The organism is Billgrantia sulfidoxydans (assembly GCF_017868775.1).
Classification (GTDB): domain Bacteria; phylum Pseudomonadota; class Gammaproteobacteria; order Pseudomonadales; family Halomonadaceae; genus Halomonas; species Halomonas sulfidoxydans.
Genome location: NZ_CP053381.1, coordinates 823628 through 841738 on the forward strand (window position 1 = coordinate 823628; position 18111 = coordinate 841738).

Here is an 18111-nt window from a genome sequence, read left to right on the forward strand (position 1 = left end):
CGCGCCCGCCCAGCCCGGCGGCGTTCACGCCGCAGCAGAGCGTGACGACACCGCAATGGAACGCTGGCACAACCTTTCATCCGGTTCAGGCCACGAACAGCGCGTCTTTCCCGGGCTATGGCGTCTATTCACCGGCATACCTGGAATCATTGGCGCTGCTTCCGGACCTCAACCAGGACGAACCATATCTGTTTCCGGACTTGGCGCCGGAAAACCTTGCCCCGGAAGGAGGCGAGGACCCCTTCCAGAACGTGCATACGGTCGAGCCGGTGGACAATGTCGAGACCGACGACAACGCCGCTGCTGAGGCGGCGGAGGGAATCGTCGACGACGTTTCGTCGGGCAAGAGCCTCGAACTGATTGCCGAGGAGCAGGGGCTGAGCCGACAGGAACTGGTCGAAAAGCTGGAAGCCGCTGGGTTGGAAGTCGAGACGACGGAGCCCGAGGGCGAAACGGGGCGTACCACTGTCATCACCGATCCGGAAACGAATGACACCCTGGCGGAGTACGAAGAAGTCGAGCTGGCGAATGGTGGCGCAGTCGAAACTTTTACCAATGAGGATGGTGACACCGTCAGGGTCGTCATTGATGACGAGGGCAATCGCACGATACTGGAAGAGGGCCAGGAGACGACCCGGGAGGGGATCGACGGGATCGCCGAGGACGTCTCCGAGGGCAAGGGCCTCGACCAGATTGCCGAGGAGCGGGGGCTGACCCGCGAGCAAGTGATCGCCCAGCTCGCGGCTGCCGGCTATGCGGTCGAGTTCGAGACCAATGAGCTGGCCAATGGTGGGGAGCAATACACCACTAGAATCGTCGATGCTGAAGATGGTGAAGAGGTGATTGCGAGTTACAGCTCCGGGCGAGGTACCGGAACCTCTTCAGTTTATATCGACGCCGAGGGCAACGAGGTCAACCGGACCGAATATGGCAACGGCACGGTGATCGAAACCGTGATCGATGCGGACGGACGTGAAACCAAGACGACCACGGTGGCGGAGAACAATGGAGAAGCCATCGAGTATGAAGTCCAGGATGGTGACTATCTGATCGCCATTGCCGAACGCTACGGTGTGACGCTGGAGGAACTCGAGGAGAGTAACCCTGAACTCTTCGATTCGCCTCGCGACCCCAACGTCATCCACGAAGGCGAGACGGTGATCATCGAGGGTGCCACGCAGACGACGGTCGAGGTGACCGACAACGGTTATACCCTGACCACCTCGCCGGATGGGAGCATGACACTGCGGCGCGACGAGGATGGCCTGGAAGTCGATATCGAACCCGCGACGCAGGAGGAATCGCTCACCGAGCTGTTGATGGGGCTGGACGGCGACTCGGACGAGGAGCAGGCCCTCCAGGGAATTCTCGAGAGTATCCTGCTGGGTAGCGAGGAACTGGCCCGCATCGAGGAGCTGGAAGACGAGCTCGCCGGATTGGAGGAGGAGACCCAAGCCGCCATCGACGAGATCCTCGGGGACGAAGGTGACGCGGACGAGGTCATCAAACCCGCCTCCGATGCGGCTGGCGATAATCCCGGTACGCCACCGGACGAGGCGGCGCCCTCCGGCGGGGAGTGGGAGGCAGTGCGGCGCAACGGGGTATGGGTTTGGGTGGATGCCGAGCTCGTCGAGGTGGTCGAAGCGGAGGAGGCGGCACGTCGTGCCCGTGACGAGGCAATGACCAGCGTCCTGCAAAGACAAGCGGAGCTGGATGTCTACGCCCTGGACCCGGAGCACGAGGAGGCCTGGAACAATGCCCTTGAACGCCTCAACGCCGCGGGTGAGGCTCATGGTGTCTACTGGGAACTGCCGGATCCGGATAGCGCTCTGGAAGAGGCACAGGAACGGCTGGAGGAGATCACCACGTGGATCGAGTACCTCGATGCCGAGCGCGAGTGGCAAGAATTGCAAGAGGAAGCGGAGGACATCGAGGAGCGTCTGGTCAAGCTCTATGAAGAGGACGAGGAGTATGCACGGTATTTCGATGAGGATGGTTACGAATATACCGTGAGCCGCGGCCGGGCCGGCTCGAAGACAGAACATACAGGCGAGCTGGAGAATCAGGAAATTATCGAGCGGGATGGCCAGCTCTATTTGGTCAACACCTACGAGAACATGGACGAGGAGGTTGAAGTCCCGCTCACTTATGCCCCGGGCGACGCGCCAAGGGAGCGCCCTGATCGGGCGCGTGGGCTAGACCGTGAGTGGGATGAGCTGATGCGTGGGGGCGACTCCCTCGAGTTGGCCGATATCAAGCAGGACGCGCTCGCTGCCGAACGTGAAGAGAACCCGCACTATTTCGAGGAAGGCGGATACGAATATGAAGTGACGTCTCGGGGGCGAGGGGGGCGAAGCACTCGGGACAGGCATACCGGCGAGTTGATGGCGCAGAGCGTTATCGAGCGTGATGGGCAGCTCTGGCTGGTGAATACCTATGCCTCCGAGGAGGTTGAGATCCAACTGACCTATGCCCCAGGAGAGTCCGGTCGTACTGACGCGCAGCAACAGGTAGATGGGGACTGGGCGCACTGGAAAAGGGAGCGGAATGCCTCGGCAGACGGCTTGGTCGATGTTACGGAGCGCTATAACGAGGCGAAGGAAGACTATCAGGAGATGCGCGCCGAGCAGTTCGCTGAACAGCGCGAGAGTCTCGAGGGCGAGAATGGTGAGATTGCCAATGCTCAGCAGACCCTCGACGATGCTGAGGAACGGCTCGGGGAAGGCTCGCTGGTGTCTGACGGTGAGGATACTGTACCGATCGAGCGAGACGGTGAAACCTGGTACGTGCACCCGGAGGTGGCCGCAGCCCACGAGGTATTGAACGACGCCGAGGAGCGGCTGGCGGAATATTCGCGACTCGAGGAGGCGGCACTCGAGGCCTATCGGGAACGGCACCCGGAGCGCTTCGGCGACAACTACCGCTACTATGATGCGAGCCGCGATCCTCGGGGAGAGGGTCGCATGCAGTCTGCAGGACGGTTCAGCGAGAACGACGTCACTGTCACTGTCGAGGACGGCCAGCTCCATCTGACCATCGTCTACGAAAACTACACACTGGAAGATGAGCTGACCTATACCCCCGATGAAGCTCCGGAGTGGATGGAGCGTACCGAGGCAGAGCAGCAGCTTGATCGGCAGTGGGCGGACTGGATCGCCGAAGGCAGCCTGGAGGAGGCCAGGACGGCCGTAGCGGAGGCTCAGACATCCTATGACGATACCGTCGAGGAGTATGGCCTTGGCGGGACGGAGAAGCTCACTGGCTCCCTGCCCGATGACGTGGATCCGGTGCTGGTGCCGATCATCAATGAAGAGATGGGAGAGGGGATGCGCTGGGTGCATCCCGAAGTGGCGGCGGCGCAGGAGGAATTGGCGCTGCTCGAGGAGCAGCGTGACTCTCTCGAGGCGGGGGAGTGGCACGCACGAATGGAAGCCTATCGTGCTGCCCAGCCGTCGACCTGGCAACTGCTCGACGGCGGGACCTCGGCCGGGCCGGCACAGGAAGGGCCAGGGCCCGCAGAATCCTGGCAGTGGGAGGATGACTACCTCGAACTGGAGGGAGGGTATCTCGAGGCCCAGCAGCACCTCTCCAATAGTCGCGAAACGCGAATCCTCACTCAGTTGGGCATCATGCGGGCCGGCATCTCGTTCATGGAGAAAGCGCCGGAAGACTGGAAGGAACAGCATCCGGAGTTGAATCTAGCCGATGAACTGGACCTCCTTGAAAAGGAGGCAAAGGTCCTAGGAGAGGCTTTGGACGAGAACGCTGACTACCGACTAAACATTGAGAGGGCCAGTCGGTTCAACGCGCACCTGCTGGAACAGGAGGAGGCGCATCGCCTCGATCCGGACAACTCGCCGGAGATTGTCACGGCATTCAGGGATCAGGAGGCCGATGAGGCGCGTGTCGAGGCGGGTTTGGACAACCTGCCGGAGGAGCGTGTCATCACCATCGACGAGGAGCTGGACGAAAACCTGAGCGCGGTGCTCGGGACGGACGACGCTGAACTGATCGACCCGGTGGCCGACCAAATCCGTGAGCTTGGCGATAAGGGAGACGAGGTCGAGATCATCCCGATTCTCTATCAGGAGAGTGGCTCCACTTACGATACAGCCCTGTTCCGCATGGGCGAAGACGATACCCACCCTTGGCTCATCGATGACAGTGGCAGCCGCTATCGCAACTTCGCGGACTTCCAGTACAACAATTACCTGTCCGAAGATGGCCAGGTCTATGTACCGGAGAACTTCGCCGAGATCGCCGATATCAGCGGCGACATTCAGTACGAGTGGCAGCAGGCCCGCGAGAAGAGCTTCACCGAAGAGTGGCTCGACCCGGTGATAGGCATCGGTACCGGAGTTGCCACTCTGCTGTCCTTTACCCCAGCGGCGCCCATAGCTGCCCCTCTTGCCTACGCAGGAGGGGCTTACTTTGCCGCGCGTAGCATTGACAACCTGGCCAATATGAAACGCCATGGCCGCTCCTGGGCGAGTGCGGAAGGCCTGATGCAAGGCGCCATGCTGGCGACGTCCGTGCTGCCGATGGCATCGAGCGGCTTGCGTTTTGCCGGAATGACAGCACGCGGAGTCGAGGGAACGGTGGCGGCGCGCACCAGCATTGGGGCGTTCAATGCCCGCCGACTGAATCCGACACATCCGCACTATTCACCGAACTACGCCTATGCATCGCAGATGCTCTCGCAGCCGGGCGGTGTCTTTGCGGCGGCGCGCTGGTCAGACGTGGGCGCCATGGGCATCGGCGCACCGCTACTGGGCCACTCCGGCTACAACCTCGTAATGCACTGGGACGAAATGTCAGGTCTCGAACTGACCGAGGCGGTGACGGGGGTTGCCAGCGGTACCTTCGGGACCGGCATGGGGTACCTGGGGCTGCGGGCCTCGTGGCCGAATCAGGGGGGGGCGAGGGAGCAAGCGCCTCCTACCTTACCGCAAGGGGAGGGAATATCTGCTTCTTACCAGAATAACCATGATACCGGTGCAAGGAAAAGCAGCCTTACACGGTTCCGGGATTTCATGTGGGATTTCGTCCAGCAGAACCCCGTGCGAGGGGATGACCGAGGTATCTTTAGAATTCCCTTCTGGTCCAAGAAAGAGAATCAGGGGGCAGCCGCCATCCGTGAGGAACAGGGACTTCCGCCTTGGGTCAATGATGCCGATGTTCAGGCAGCTGCGGCCCTGAAGTCTCTTTCACCTGAAGAAATAGCAGCACTGAGCGGGAAGGAGCGACTAAATATCGAGCCGTGGCATCTATTGCTGCTCTCACCCGAACAACTAAAGGCCTGGCCAGATCCTCCGAATCCAACAAGGAAGTTAAGTTTTGACGAGTGGCATGAACGGTCACGATTAGTGCTGCTGAAGAATACGGCAATGGCTCTGTTGGAGCCTACCGTGATCAGGCCTAGATTGGCTGGTCTCATGGGTGAGGTAACGCCAAGCCATACGGAGGCAACAGCTGTTTTTCGCGGAGATACGCGTGGTCCAGACGTGATTTTCTTGCCCGGCTTCCAGCCAAGAAACCCATCCGATCCTCACGGAGGCGTCTCTACCAGCCTGTCAGCGAGAAAGGCTCGGTGGTGGGCAAGCGAGAGAGCGAGTGATAGCGATACATGGGTTTATACAATAATTAGTGACGTATCAGATGGTGAGATATTTCAGTCGCTACCTGCCAGGCCGAAGAATAAGACTACGCCTCAGCGGGAAGCCGATATCAATAATTATGAGGTCAGGTTTTCGCAAGGTATAGCCGGGCAAGACATCTTGTCTGCCCGGCGTGTTGATTCCGAGGGTAACTACGTTGGTCCTCCTGTCTATAACCCTGGCTTCAAGGACCCTGCCAGGCTTCCGGCATATCTCAGTGCGGAAGCGCTGCAAGGAAGTCAGGCGGTTCGGGGGGTCGATCCAAAAACGGAGCGAGACCTGACAGCGCAATTTCCTGCTCACGACCATTTCACTCCAAGGGTTCTTGGCCACCCGCCTAAGGATGTCTCGAATATCTACATACAGCCCGACATCGGTCCTCGACCACGAGGAGACGAGGCGGGTGTGCAACATAAGACCCACATCCTCTACCGAGATCCGGAAACTGGCGAAGCCTTCGTCATGCCCTGGATGCGGGGCGCATCCCCAAACCACGTGCCTGGTACGCAGCAGACCGCAACGCCACCGCAGGGGCTCGCGAGGCTTTATCGACTCGGCGATCTGGATGCACTAAATCAAGCATCGAGTGATGGCACTCTACCGGCGGATCACTATGTTCATATCGTTCGCTCATCCAATACCGGGCTCGACGACGCCACATATTTTATCGATGGCGGCACCGTGCCCAAGAGTGGTCGCATTGATGAGAACGGACATCTCCGTTGGCCCTCGAGCCAGAAGGGGCAGCCAGTCACTCTTTCCTTGCATGACCAAGGGAATGGGCGGCAGACGGTACGAATCGAGGATGCTACGGGTAGTGGAGCCTCTCCTCGTGAGGTGACCGCTAAGAATGGCGATATCTTCATCGTCGTAAGCAGTGACCGTGTCACCGAGACCAGGGCGCAGATACAGGGAGGAGGCCTGCCCTTCGCCGTCTATAGTGGCAATGGGCTCTGGAGTGTGTCGTCTACCGTGTCGGCGGGTCAACCGTCAACGGCAACACCTAATGCGGCGCCTAATGCACGGCAACAAGGTACGACGCCACCCCAGACGGCACACCGGACACAGCAAAATGCGACACCATCTCAATCGACACCAGCGAGTGGTAGGGTATCCGTCAGCGGGGGCCCCCAAGGCCCGGTCGTACAGATACACGGTCTGGGAGATGGCTGGACGTCAGTCGTAGGAGAATCCTCTCGAAAGATTTGGCACTCGCCCTATGACCGTAAAGCGAAGAAGCAGGCGCTTCCCGAGACTACCTTGGTGCGTCGCAGCGTACTCGAGCAGGCCTTGGCCCCGGAGGATGTGGCCAAGCTGCCAAACGGTCCTTATGTGAGGGTCTCTTTGGTAGCCGGCTCTCACGGGAGCGGCCAGGTCCACGCCACACCTGCGCACGCTACGGGTAATGATAGTTCGCCAGCGCGTCGCCGCACGGCCCGAGGCCTTGCAACTGCCTTGGTGGGAGGTTCCCTGTTCGGGGGACATAGTGCTGCTGCCCATGGCTGGACCGGCGATGTGCTTAATCGTGCGGCCTCTCCGGAGTCTCCCGCACTTCTCCTCAACGGATTGGGTTTCGTGACGCGGGGAACCCTCAATTTCTTCAAGGCTCGTTTCGACGAAAAGATCAGAATTAATCACGAGGCACTTGAACGAGGCGAGGTCACGGCGGAACTGCTCAACTGGGAAGCCAGTCGCATCATAGCCTCTCGTAGGGCCCTGAATCTCAGCAAGGAGCAGGTCGCGAGAATCGGCACCGTGACGGAGGAATTTTGGGCACGCTACCAACTGCTGCAGGAACTGCACGTTAATCAAGCGAGTGCACAGCGGGGTTGGACGGAAGATGCCAGGATGCTAGCACTCAGACAATCGGCCAGTCTTTATCGAGAGCAGCTGAAAAGAGTCGCTGGGGCGGAGGCCCTGACCGTTAACCCACTGGATCCCCGCACCGTGAGGGGAGTGATATTCAATAGCAGCATATTAGCGACACACTTGGTCAATGATGTGGTGTCCTGGCAGTATCTTCAGAATCAATGGAGTAACGGAGAGCTCTTTAGCACTAACCTGCTAGACGTTACCGGCAACCTCGGGTTGGCAGGCTTTCTTGCCGCCAACGTCGTTCTCGCCGGTAGCGCAGCGGTCAAGGTGGGTACGGGGCTGGCGCGTGTTGATCTGAAATCCCTGCCACTGATCAACAAGTTGACCGGTACCAGCACGGCTACTGGGTCGTACTTCTACGGCATCATGACGCCGCCATGGGCCGCATACACCATGTACTCTGCTGGAGATGCCATTGCCAACGGCCACTGGTTCGCTGCCGGAGTCCATCTGGCCGCACTCCCTTTCCAGATTGGTCTGTCCTATTACGGTATCAAGGGACTGCGTGATGATGCCATTTCCATGGTGCAGGCATGGAAAGGAGGCCAGGATCCCAGCAGATCCTGGCCGATTCGGTTGCTGTATCCAATGACCACCATCCCCATGGCGGCATTGACCGGCACCGAAGCTTACAACCAATTCATGCAAGGCAATCATCTTGCGGGCACGGCCCTGGCGGGTGGCACTCTCATGCAGATGTACTTCATCGATCTTGCGAGCAGGCGGCTCAACTGGAGGGATGCGGATGTGCGTCATGGGCCATTCCGCCGCTTGACCGATGACAACCGCTTGGCAGCGGATGGGAATCGTATCTGGGCTGGCGTGGGCTTGACACTCGCCGGAGGCATGTTAATTCCTGGTGCTTTGATTGATTTGCGTGATTATCTGGAAGACAAGGAATTGCTGCCGGATTGGGAGTGGTTGATTGCGGATCTCGAAGATGATGAAGAATCCGGAGACTCTCCTGCCACGGAAGATGTGTCGGGGCGGTCGGAACAGGAGTTTACCTCGCTAAGTCCGGAGCCGACTCAGCAGCCAAATGATGGAGGGGGGCGTCATGAAGAAGAGCACGAGCACTGGTCTGCCCGGTCTTGGAGACCTTCTACCCACACCGCAGACATTCAACGGCGCACCAACCCGGCTCTCGAGGATCAGGGACATGACTGGGTTGAGGTCGAGTCACACTTGTCGCTGGGAGGCATTGCCATCAGCCGGGGGCACGATGTCGCAGAAGTGGTAGAGCTCAACCTGGGCCATATCGCTGATCCCAGTGCTCTGCAGCCTGGGGACAGGGTCTATCTGCCAAAACGGGAGATGGCTTAGCGCTATCGAGACCACTTGGAAGAGCGATTGATGAACTCACCCGTTGCCAATAGTCAAGCGGATCCATATCCGGCGCTGGGGTTACGGCTCGATCCTCGCTTTGTCGGGGGGTTGATCGAGTATGTCAGGGCGAGAGGGGGAATTCCCTTTGCCGAGTTCATGGATCGCTCTCTCTATGGGCTCGATGGTGAAGGGGGGTATTACAATTCGGGAGTCGTTTCGATCGGCAATGCGAGCAACGACGATTTTGTCACGGCACCGGAGCGAAGCCGTTACTTTGGCCGTACGCTTGCGAAAGCGCTGGTCGATATGCATACGGCAATGGGCCGTCCCGGGCGCTTTGATGTGATTGAGATGGGGGCTGGTAATGGGACACTGGCTCGCGACATCATCGAAACCTTGAAGATCGAGCATATCGAGCTTCATGACGCTCTTCGCTATACGATTGTCGAGCGCAGCCGGGCCTTGATCGTGCGTCAACAGCGCGTCCTGGCGGGGCGGCCGCGGGTCCGCTGGATTCACGCAAGCGCAGATAGTTTGCCGTTGCGGAAGGTTCGAGGCGTGTTTCTCTCCAACGAACTCCCTGATGCCTTTCCGGTGCACCGTGCCGTGGTTCGGCATGGGGAGCTCAACGAAATTTACGTCACCGTCGATTCGCATGGGAACTTCAGCGAAGAGGAGCGATCGCCGAGTGCGGCTCTCGCCGCCGTGCTTATGGACCTGAATAAGGTATTCCCGATCGCTGCACAGCCAGAGGGCGAGCGGCTGACGGTCAATATCAGGGCCATACACTGGATGCGCGAGCTAGGAATGGCTCTCGATGAGGGCTATGTGCTGACTTTCGACTACGGAGGGCCGGGCGCCATCAGGAAGGCCCCCTATACCGTCTTTGACTGGGAGCAGTATCCCTTGGAGATAGGGTACCAATATCCCGGTGTGGTCGACATGACTTCCCATGTCGATCCCATTATCCTTTCCAAGGTCGGAGCTGGTGAAGGGCTGGAACCCATAGCTACCACTAAAGCGCCTCAGGGGGTATATGCCCAGCCTGTATTTCTTCAGGCGTATGGATTGAGGGAAAGCCTGCGTAGAGAGAAAGATTCCATCAAGCGAAATAGAGGCTTGAGGCTGTTGGGAAAGGATTATTCCAATTTCTTTGCCTTGGTTCAGAGAAAAACACGCCAGATTTCATGCCCTGACAAAAGCAACGACCAGAAAGGACTCCTTTCTGGGGAGGCGCCAGTTCGACAGAAAGAAGGAGTTCATGTCTATCGCCTTGGTGACATCCCGGCGCTGAATGACATATCGCGGCGAGGAGAGTTTCCGGCTGGATACTACGTTCATTTCATGCGTCTTCCCAACATGGATGTCAATTTGTCGTCGTTCCGCCGGGGCAAAGTAATCTGTAGTGGGTGTGTCGGAGAGGATGGTCGTATCCTCTGGCCCGATGGCCTAAGGGTGCGTGCTGCTCACGATACATACATCGTAATTACTCCTTTCTCGGCATCTGAGATGGAGAATCGCTTGGTTCATGGCGGGAACGTCGCCAGCTGTGGACCATATGCACAGGGTTGCCTGCTTGGCGAGGCTAAGCAATAGCAGAGGGGTCGCTGTTCGGAGGGGTACGTTGGGCACGTCGCCACCATGGGCTAGGGTGGCGCTACAGGATTTTTTCGAATTTCTGCACTTTTTCAGAGCTTTATTTCTGTGCGCCTGGTTTTTTCTGAATTTAGTAGTATTGGCTAAAGAAAATTTCTTTATTTCATGGCGCATGGAAAACTTAATTGAACTGTAGCTTTTGTGTGGTTGAGGGGGATTTTTAACAATTCATTGCGAAGCATTATTGTATTTCTCAGTATGCTTTATATGTTTATATCACGCATCTTTATAAATAGCATTTAGTCGTTTTTCCTCCTTTTTTTCATTGCACTGGCTGTTCGTTTGTCTATGATTTGGTGGAGTGGCACTCATGAGATCTAATTCTGTTTTCTCGACGTGATGATAAGAGTTGAGGAGCCAGGTAGCCGCTGCTCAGATTTTCCATCCTAAAAGGAGACATGGCATGGCGATCTTCAAGGTCAAGGAAAAGAAAGAAAACGGGGATGTTCCCGGGGCTGGTGGTGCCGGTGGCGGTGGCATCGACGTCCAAGAGTTGAAGAACGTCTTCGACCAGGCCGCCAAGAAATCGATGGAGGTCAGCAAGGTCAAGACCGAGGGTAACACTGAGGTCGATACCGCCAGGGCGGCTCGCCCGAACAATTGATGCGGTCACGACGGACGCTGGCGGGGCACCAGCGTCCGTTCGTGCTTGAAGTTCAGCTGCGCATTGCTGCTGTCATGTCTCGGGATGGGGCCCGGGCATGGTGGCATTTGATGACAGGTGGCATCCATGGCTTCCGTGACTTCGTTATTGATGCCGACGACCGAGGTGTTCTCCACCCTGGAAGTAAGGAGCGGCCTTCATGCGGGAGTGGCCGTGCCACTCGAACAGCCGGTCTGTCGTATCGGCTCCGCGACCGGCTGTGACGTAATACTGAGCGATGCCGACGTTGCCGCTGAGCATGTCATTCTGCGCTTTCACGCGCGGATGGTGGCCATCGAGGCGGTCGGTGGCGCTATCGAGGCCAACGGTAAACTGCTGGCGCAAGGCACCGGTTGGCGTACGCCCTTGCCGGTTACCCTTGTTGTCGGTGACGTGAAATTTGCACTTTCGCGCCCTGAGCTGTCGCTTCCGCCAGCCCTGCAGAGCGCCCAGCGAGGGGTGGGCATGCTCCAGCGTCGTGTGCAGGCGAGCGTGCCCGTAGTAAGGGAAGCACTGAGGCGTCGGCTTGCCCCTTTGCGAGTTGCCCTGCAGCGCTTCGCCTTGCCAGCGGTCCTCATCCTTAAAGTCAGGCTGGTGTGGTTGTGGTCCCGCGTCGAGCGAGCCACTGCTCCTGTAAGGCAGCGCCTCGGTGCCTGGCTCGCGCCGTTGGGAAGCTTCGTTTCCCGTCAATGGCGTCGCGTGCCGATCCCGGCGCACTGGCGCCACCGGCTGGCCCAGGTGCGCCAGTCGCCGACGCGTGTCCTGGCCAGTCGCAGCACCGCGGTGACGGCGCTCTGCACGACCCTGGCGATCATTGGCATCTACCAGCTCGTTGGCGTCGGCACGGCAGGGGCCAGCATCTCGGCCAGTGCGCTCCATACCACGGGCATGTTGCATCCACAGGCTGCCGAGGCGGCCCGCTCGCTGATGGTCGTCGATACGCCACCCGGCGAGGCGCTGGCCCAGCGGCTCGCCGAGGTCGGTCTGGAGGGGCTGCAGGTCCGGGATGCCGGCAATCATCTGGTCGTGGCCGGCGAGTTCCCACCCGAACGCTATGACGAGTGGCGCGACGTGCAGCTCTGGTTCGACCAGCACTATGGCGGTAGCCAGCTGCTGATCAGCGAAGCCCGTCCGCAGCTGTCGACCGATTCGCCGGCCCTGCAGTTCCAGGCGGTGTGGTTCGGTGAGAATCCCTATGTCGTTGGCCCCCGGGGTGAACGCCTCTATCCCGGTGCCGCCCTGCAAGAGGGTTGGGTGCTGGCAGAGATCGCCGACAACCGCGTCACGGTACGCCGTGGCAACGACGAATTCTCCCTGACGCTGTAGCGGAACGCTGCCGGCCCCTTGCCATGGAGGCGACGCCATGAGAGTCACCGCCGATCGTATTCATGACGATCCTCGTCTTCGCTCCAGCGCCGGGACGGTGCCCCATGTCGGCGAGGCCGGCGGCAGCAAGCCTGTCGATCCGGAGCGACAAGCCGATTTCGCCAGGGCGGTGGAGGGCAGCCAGGCGCGTCGCCAGCAAGGCGGCACACTGCGCGAGCAGATCGAGCGCCTGGCGCTGCCCGTTGCCGGCGACCCTTCGCTTTATGCCGATGAGCGCAGCATCGGACTGCTGCAGCACGTGGTCGATGCGGTGTTGCCCGAGATGGATACGCAGGCCGAGGTCGTCGAGATGGCCGCGCAGCTGATCAATGAGGAAATCGCGCAGCGCCTGGAGTGGGCCGAACGACGCGCCGAGGCCGAGGAGCTCGAGCCATGAGGGATGGCGACCAGGGAGCGGCGGAGCTGTTGCACATGATGGGGCATCTTTATCTCAAGAGCGGCGAAACGAAGCGCGGCCTGGTGCTGCTGCTGATCGCGGTGCATGTCGCCCCCGAACATGCCGGCATCCTGCACACGCTGGCCCGGGCCTTCATCGCGGTGGGCGACACCTCGAGGGCGCTCGACGCGATAGAACACCTCGAGCGGCTACAGGGAGCCTCGCCCGGTCTGGTGTTGCTGCAGAGCCGGGCACTGTGGGCGGCTGGGCAGAAGGACGAAGCCCGACGTCGTTTTCGCGATTACCTGCAGCAGCGGGGGAATGCATGAGCGCGGTCCTGGCAAAGCTCAATCTCCTTGCCCAGCGAGCTGCCCAACGCAGCGACGTGGTCATTGCGCTGTTCATTGTGCTGGCGGTGGTCATGATGATCATCCCCTTGCCGACGACGTTGGTGGATGCGCTGATCGGCATCAACATCGGTTTCAGCCTGCTGATCCTCGTCGTGGCGTTCTACATCTCGCACCCGGTCGAGTACTCCTCGCTGCCGCCGATCATCCTGCTGGCCACGCTGTTCCGCCTGGCGCTTTCCATCACCACCACGCGGCTGATCCTGCTCGATGGCGATGCCGGGAAGATGGTGTCGGCGTTCGGCAATTTCGTCATTGCCGGTGAGGTAATGATCGGCCTGGTGGTATTCCTGATCATTACCGTGGCCCAGTTCCTGGTGATCACCAAGGGCGCCGAGCGGGTCGCCGAAGTGGCCGCCCGCTTCATTCTCGATGCCATGCCGGGCAAGCAGATGAGTATCGACAACGACTTGCGCAACGGCGATATCGAGCAGGCCGAGGCGCGTAGCCGGCGTCAGCGGCTGGAGCAGGAGAGCCAGCTCTACGGAGCGATGGACGGTGCGATGAAGTTCGTCAAGGGCGATGCCATTGCCGGGCTGGTGATCCTGTGCGTCAACCTGATCGGCGGCCTGTCGATCGGCATGGTCAAGCGGGGCATGTCGTTCGGCGAGGCGGTGGACACCTATTCGCTGCTGACGGTCGGCGACGGGCTCGTGGCCCAGATCCCGGCGCTACTGATCGCCGTCGGCGCCGGTACCGTCGTGACGCGGGTCAGTTCCAGTTCCGGCCATAGCGGTGACCTGGGCAGCGAGATCGTCGGCCAGCTCGGCAGGAGTGCCCGGGCGTTGGGATTGACCGCCGTCATCCTGTTTTTCGCTGCCTTTATCCCGGGGTTCGCTTCCGGGGTGTTCCTCACCTTGGCGGCTGGGTTGGGTTTCGCAGCCTTCGTCATGCATCGCCGGGAACGCAGCCTGGTGGCACAGGTTGATGCCAGCGGGGAGCTGTCCTCCCCGGCACCCCTGGCGGCTGGCGCCGCTCCCACTCCCACTAGGGAAGCGGCAACGCCGGCTGACGAGGAACCCGCGCCGAACGCTGACACTGCACCGGAGGCGGGTGGATCACATCGTGTGGTGCTGTGCCTGTCGGCCTCGCTAGCCGATGGGTTGTCTCTCGATGCCCTGCGCTGGGAGCTTGACGATGCGCGCCGCCGTGCCGGGGCAAACCTGGGAATCGAGATGCCGGGCGTCGGCCTGCGCACCGATGCGGAGCTGGAAGCCGATCATTTCGCCATCGAGCTCGACGAAGTCCCGATCACGCAGGGGGAGCTCCCCGCCGAGCGGGTGCTGCTCGACGACGACCCCGTGCACCTGGAGCTGCTGGAGGTCGAGGCCGCCGAGCATCCGTCGCCGTTGGGGCGGCACTCGGGGCACTGGGTGGCTGCGCAGGAGGTCGAGCGTCTGGATGAGGCCGGGATCGGCTATCGCAGGGCCGATCAGGTGTTGTGCCTGTGCCTGGAGCGCACTCTGGCCCGCTATGCCGGCGAATTCGTCGGCATCCAGGAGACCCGCACATTGTTGTCGCGCATGGAGCAGGACTATGCGGAGCTGGTGGGCGAGGCGGTGCGCGTGGTCTCGCTGCAGAAGATCTCGGACATCCTGCGCCGCCTGGTGGACGAAGGCATTCCGCTGCGTGCGCTGCGCACCATCCTCGAAGCAGTGGTGACCTGGGGCCCCCAGGAAGCGAACGTGCCGCGGTTGACCGAGCGGATTCGGGCCGCCCTGTCGCGCCAGATCTGCCATCGTTTTGCCCGCGCCGATAGGGTACTGCCGGCCTGGGTGGTGACCCGCCAGCTCGAGGAAGCCATCCGGGCGACGCAGCGCAGTGCCGATGGCGCTGCCAGGAGCGGCAGCGTGCCGGCATCGCTGTCACGCGCCTTGAACCGCTGGTTCCAGCAGCGCCTGGAGATGCTGGACAGCGACGTGTCGCCGGTGGTGGTGGTGTCCGCCGATGTGCGTCCGGTACTGCAGCAGTGGGCGAAGCGGCACGAGCTGGATCTGCCAGTGATCGCCTGGTCCGAGGTGGCGCCGGAGTTCAGCCTCCAGTCGCTGGCCCAGGTCAGGTTGCCGCAAGCGAACTCGCGGGGCGATGGCGAGGCTGCCAGCGCGCCCAAGGGTGAAGCGGAATGAACGACTCGAACGACAACCCTCCCCATCAAGGAGCAGTGACTGCGATGGCAGCCAGACCCTCGATTCTCCCTCCCTCCTTCGGCCCGGTACGCTTCCGCTATCTGGCCTGCTGCCTGACAACACTGCTGTCATGGCTCGTGCTGGCGGCTTCCGCGTATGCCCAGAATGTCGATCCTGGCGGGGAACAGGGGCTCACGCTGGAGACCGGACAGGGGCGCATCCTGCGCTTCGGCGAACCGGCCGAGTCGGTGTTCGTGGCCGACCCCGAGATCGCCGACGTACAGATCGTCTCCCCAGGGGTGATCTATCTCTTAGGCCCAGGGCGATACCCAACCTGATCGTCCTGGGCGCGGACGAGCGTACCCAGGCATCGATGCGACTGCAGGTGCGTGATGGCGCCCATGCGGTCAACCAGGCCCTGCAGGGGGCCGGGGGCGGGGCGCCGATCGTGCTGCGCATGGCCGGCAACCAGCTGGTGGCGGAGGGGGAAAGCGCCGACGTCGATAGTGCCATCGCCATCCAGTCGACGCTCGAAAGCCACGCGCCGGAAGAGGGGCGAGCGCTGGATGCCACCACTTACCAGGGCAGCACTCAGATCAACCTGCGCGTGCGCTTTGCCGAAGTCTCGCGTGAGGAGCTGCTGCAGTACGGCGTCAGCTGGAGCGCACTGATCAACAACGGCTCCCTGTCGCTGGGCGTGCTGCCCGGCTCCCAGGCCGGCATGACCTTCGGCACCCTGGGCGCGGGGGGGGACAGCGTCGACGGGCTGCTGCAGGCGCTGCAGGAGAACGGCCTGCTGCAGATCCTGGCCGAGCCCAACATCACCACGGTCACCGGGGAAACCGCCAGCTTCCTGGCCGGCGGCGAGATCCCGATTCCGGTACCGGTCAATCGCGACCTGGTCGGCATCGAGTACAAGCAGTTCGGCGTCTCGCTGCTGTTCACGCCGGTGCTGCTGCCCAACGATCGCATCTCGCTGCAGGTGCGTCCTGAGGTGAGCAGCCTGACCGGCAGCAGCGTGGAGGTCGGGGGCATCAGCGTGCCGGGGCTGCAGGTCCGGCGCGCCGACACCCTGGTGGAGGTGGGCAGCGGCCAGACCTTCGCCATCGCCGGCCTGTTCCAGCGCGACACCTTCAACAACATCGAGCGTGTCCCGGTGCTGGGCGATGTCCCGGTGCTCGGCAACCTGTTCCGCTCGCGGCGTTTCCAGCGCAACGAGACCGAACTGGTGATCCTGATCACGCCCTATATCGTCGAACCCGTCTCGGCGCCGTCGTCGGTTCGGCTGCCGATGGATCATGCCCGGGTCGCCGGTGACGAAGGAAGGCTCGATACGAGCAGTGCCTACCGGGTCGCGAGTGACGACCCCTTCGGCTTCCACCTGCAATGAACAAGGAGAACGAGGGCATGCGCTATCACACAGGCTGGCGAACCTGGCGACTTCTCCCCCTGGCGCTGCTGCTGAGTGGCTGCGTCTCGTCGATGGGGCCGATCTCCTGGGAGACCGGCTATCGGCAGGTGGGCGAACCCGCGGGGAGTGATACCGAGGCACTGCGCAGTAGCATCACGCCCAATACCTGTCGGGTGTCACCCGGCCAGGCCGGCATCGTACCCCTGCCGCCCGGTTGCGCCAACGACCTCAACCTCCAGGCCATGGTCGAGCGCCCCGGTGATCTGCTTCATGGACGTGCGATGGGGCCTGCAAGAGGCGCCCCAGTAGCGGCAGCGGCTCGCGAACGCCTGGAGGACCGGGAGCGTGCCAACAGCCGCCGTGTCGTGCTCGAGTCGGAGGCGCGTGGCTCCGCCAGCCGCAGCGCCACCACGGGGGATCTGTGAACGTTAGCCTGCAACTGCTGCTTCCCTGGGGCGCTTGGCCCCAGGGGAGGCGTCATCGCGCCATGGCCAGGCCCATGGCGCGGGCCCGGTCGGCGGGGTCGGCTATCTCGCCGATGCGCGCAGCCTGCTCGATCAGCGATTGGCGCTGGCTGGGGGACATCTCCGGCAGTGCGATGCTGTGGGCCTGCTCCAGCTCCTGGGCCAGCACCAGCACCAGTACCATGTTGCGGAAGTGGCGTTCCTCTGCCAGCGGTGAGTCGTTGACCCGACGCATCAGCTCGATGGCCTCTTCGTCCTCTCCGGCCAGCGAATGCGCCAGCGCCAGGTTGGTGAGGGCATCGGGGCTATGCGGCGAGAGTGCCGCTGCCTGGGAGAAGGCGTGCTGCGCCGACTCACCCTGGCCCAACAGGGCGTGGGCAGCGCCCAGGTGGCTCCAGGCCGCCAGGGTATTCACTTCCGGGGCTGCCTTGTGCAGGTTGCGTACCGCACTTTCGACCTCGCCAAGGCGCAACTGGGCCGTGCCCAGTCCCAGCAGGGCATCGGTGTTCTCGATATCGAGACTCAGGGCGGTGCGGAAGGAGGTCTTGGCGGCTTCCGCGTTGCCGGCATCGAGCCGAGCATTGCCGAGCCGTACATGGATCTGGGGGTCGTCGGCGGACAGCTCCGCCGCTCGCTCGTACATGGCGGCGGCCGTGGCGTGGTCGCCGCGCCGGCCGATGTCGTCCGCCAGGCTGAGCAGGCGGGCTTCCTCTCCGCCCAGGCCGCTGCCGGGGGTCGAGCAGGCGCCGAGTGTCAGACAGGAAAGCAGGATAGCGGGCATTCG

General features: G+C 61.5%; 11 protein-coding genes and 1 pseudogene. 11 read left to right on the top strand and 1 reads right to left on the bottom strand.

The features are described from left to right. The first annotated feature begins 41 nt into the window (after positions 1–41). The 11 genes and pseudogenes from HNO51_RS03970 to HNO51_RS04015 all read left to right on the top strand — a co-directional run bounded on the left by HNO51_RS03970 (position 42) and on the right by HNO51_RS04015 (position 17288). Positions 42–8855, top strand: coding sequence for a LysM peptidoglycan-binding domain-containing protein (locus HNO51_RS03970; protein WP_209538542.1), 8814 nt, complete (start codon positions 42–44; stop codon positions 8853–8855). Positions 8856–8885: 30 nt separating this feature from the next. After that, entirely contained in the window at positions 8886–10454 is a 1569-nt protein-coding gene (locus tag HNO51_RS03975; RefSeq protein WP_197449737.1) for an SAM-dependent methyltransferase, read from the top strand. 463 nt (positions 10455–10917) lie between these two features. After that, the gene (locus HNO51_RS03980; RefSeq protein WP_197449738.1) at positions 10918–11118 is read left to right on the top strand and encodes a hypothetical protein; all 201 of its coding nucleotides are present in this window, start codon (positions 10918–10920) and stop codon (positions 11116–11118) included. A gap of 150 nt (positions 11119–11268) precedes the next feature. Beyond that, a pseudogene (locus HNO51_RS21235) lies at positions 11269–11409 on the top strand (FHA domain-containing protein); the annotation flags it as partial. A 447-nt stretch (positions 11410–11856) separates the two neighbouring features. Continuing rightward, positions 11857–12483: a SctD/MshK family protein gene (locus HNO51_RS20945; RefSeq protein WP_234283598.1), complete on the top strand. Its 627-nt coding sequence runs from the start codon at positions 11857–11859 to the stop codon at positions 12481–12483. Between the two features lie 37 nt (positions 12484–12520). Further along, entirely contained in the window at positions 12521–12919 is a 399-nt protein-coding gene (locus HNO51_RS03990; RefSeq protein WP_197449740.1) for a hypothetical protein, read from the top strand. Then, positions 12916–13248, top strand: a complete 333-nt coding sequence (sctY, locus tag HNO51_RS03995) for a type III secretion apparatus assembly chaperone SctY (protein ID WP_197449741.1) — start codon at positions 12916–12918, stop codon at positions 13246–13248. Before HNO51_RS03990 ends, sctY begins: the two co-directional genes overlap by 4 nt. After that, positions 13245–15452, top strand: coding sequence for a type III secretion system export apparatus subunit SctV (gene sctV / locus HNO51_RS04000; RefSeq protein ID WP_209538543.1), 2208 nt, complete (start codon positions 13245–13247; stop codon positions 15450–15452). The genes sctY and sctV overlap by 4 nt, the downstream gene beginning before the upstream one ends. 44 nt (positions 15453–15496) lie before the next feature. Continuing rightward, positions 15497–15790 (top strand): pilus assembly protein N-terminal domain-containing protein, encoded by a 294-nt coding sequence (locus HNO51_RS04005; RefSeq protein ID WP_209538544.1) that lies wholly within the window; start codon positions 15497–15499, stop codon positions 15788–15790. Positions 15791–15825: 35 nt separating this feature from the next. Continuing rightward, positions 15826–16842: a type II and III secretion system protein family protein gene (locus HNO51_RS04010; RefSeq protein WP_209538545.1), complete on the top strand. Its 1017-nt coding sequence runs from the start codon at positions 15826–15828 to the stop codon at positions 16840–16842. Positions 16843–16859: 17 nt separating this feature from the next. Continuing rightward, a complete protein-coding gene (locus tag HNO51_RS04015; protein WP_209538546.1) occupies positions 16860–17288 on the top strand; it encodes a hypothetical protein in 429 nt (142 codons plus the stop codon). A 52-nt stretch (positions 17289–17340) separates the two neighbouring features. On the opposite strand, the gene HNO51_RS04020 is transcribed toward HNO51_RS04015, so the two are convergent. Continuing rightward, positions 17341–18108 carry a tetratricopeptide repeat protein gene (locus HNO51_RS04020; RefSeq protein WP_209538547.1) on the bottom strand — a complete coding sequence of 256 codons (768 nt, stop codon included), beginning with the start codon at positions 18106–18108 and terminating at the stop codon, positions 17341–17343. Positions 18109–18111: the final 3 nt, after the last annotated feature.

Bases quoted from the DNA above. Each gene is read 5' to 3' on its own strand.
- HNO51_RS03975 (WP_197449737.1), top strand. From the start codon at position 8,886: ATGAACTCACCCGTTGCCAATAGTCAAGCGGATCCATATCCGGCGCTG.
- HNO51_RS03980 (WP_197449738.1), top strand. From the start codon at position 10,918: ATGGCGATCTTCAAGGTCAAGGAAAAGAAAGAAAACGGGGATGTTCCC.
- HNO51_RS03990 (WP_197449740.1), top strand. From the start codon at position 12,521: ATGAGAGTCACCGCCGATCGTATTCATGACGATCCTCGTCTTCGCTCC.
- sctY (WP_197449741.1), top strand. From the start codon at position 12,916: ATGAGGGATGGCGACCAGGGAGCGGCGGAGCTGTTGCACATGATGGGG.
- sctV (WP_209538543.1), top strand. From the start codon at position 13,245: ATGAGCGCGGTCCTGGCAAAGCTCAATCTCCTTGCCCAGCGAGCTGCC.
- HNO51_RS04005 (WP_209538544.1), top strand. From the start codon at position 15,497: ATGGCAGCCAGACCCTCGATTCTCCCTCCCTCCTTCGGCCCGGTACGC.
- HNO51_RS04010 (WP_209538545.1), top strand. From the start codon at position 15,826: ATGCGACTGCAGGTGCGTGATGGCGCCCATGCGGTCAACCAGGCCCTG.
- HNO51_RS04015 (WP_209538546.1), top strand. From the start codon at position 16,860: ATGCGCTATCACACAGGCTGGCGAACCTGGCGACTTCTCCCCCTGGCG.
- HNO51_RS04020 (WP_209538547.1), bottom strand. From the start codon at position 18,108: ATGCCCGCTATCCTGCTTTCCTGTCTGACACTCGGCGCCTGCTCGACC.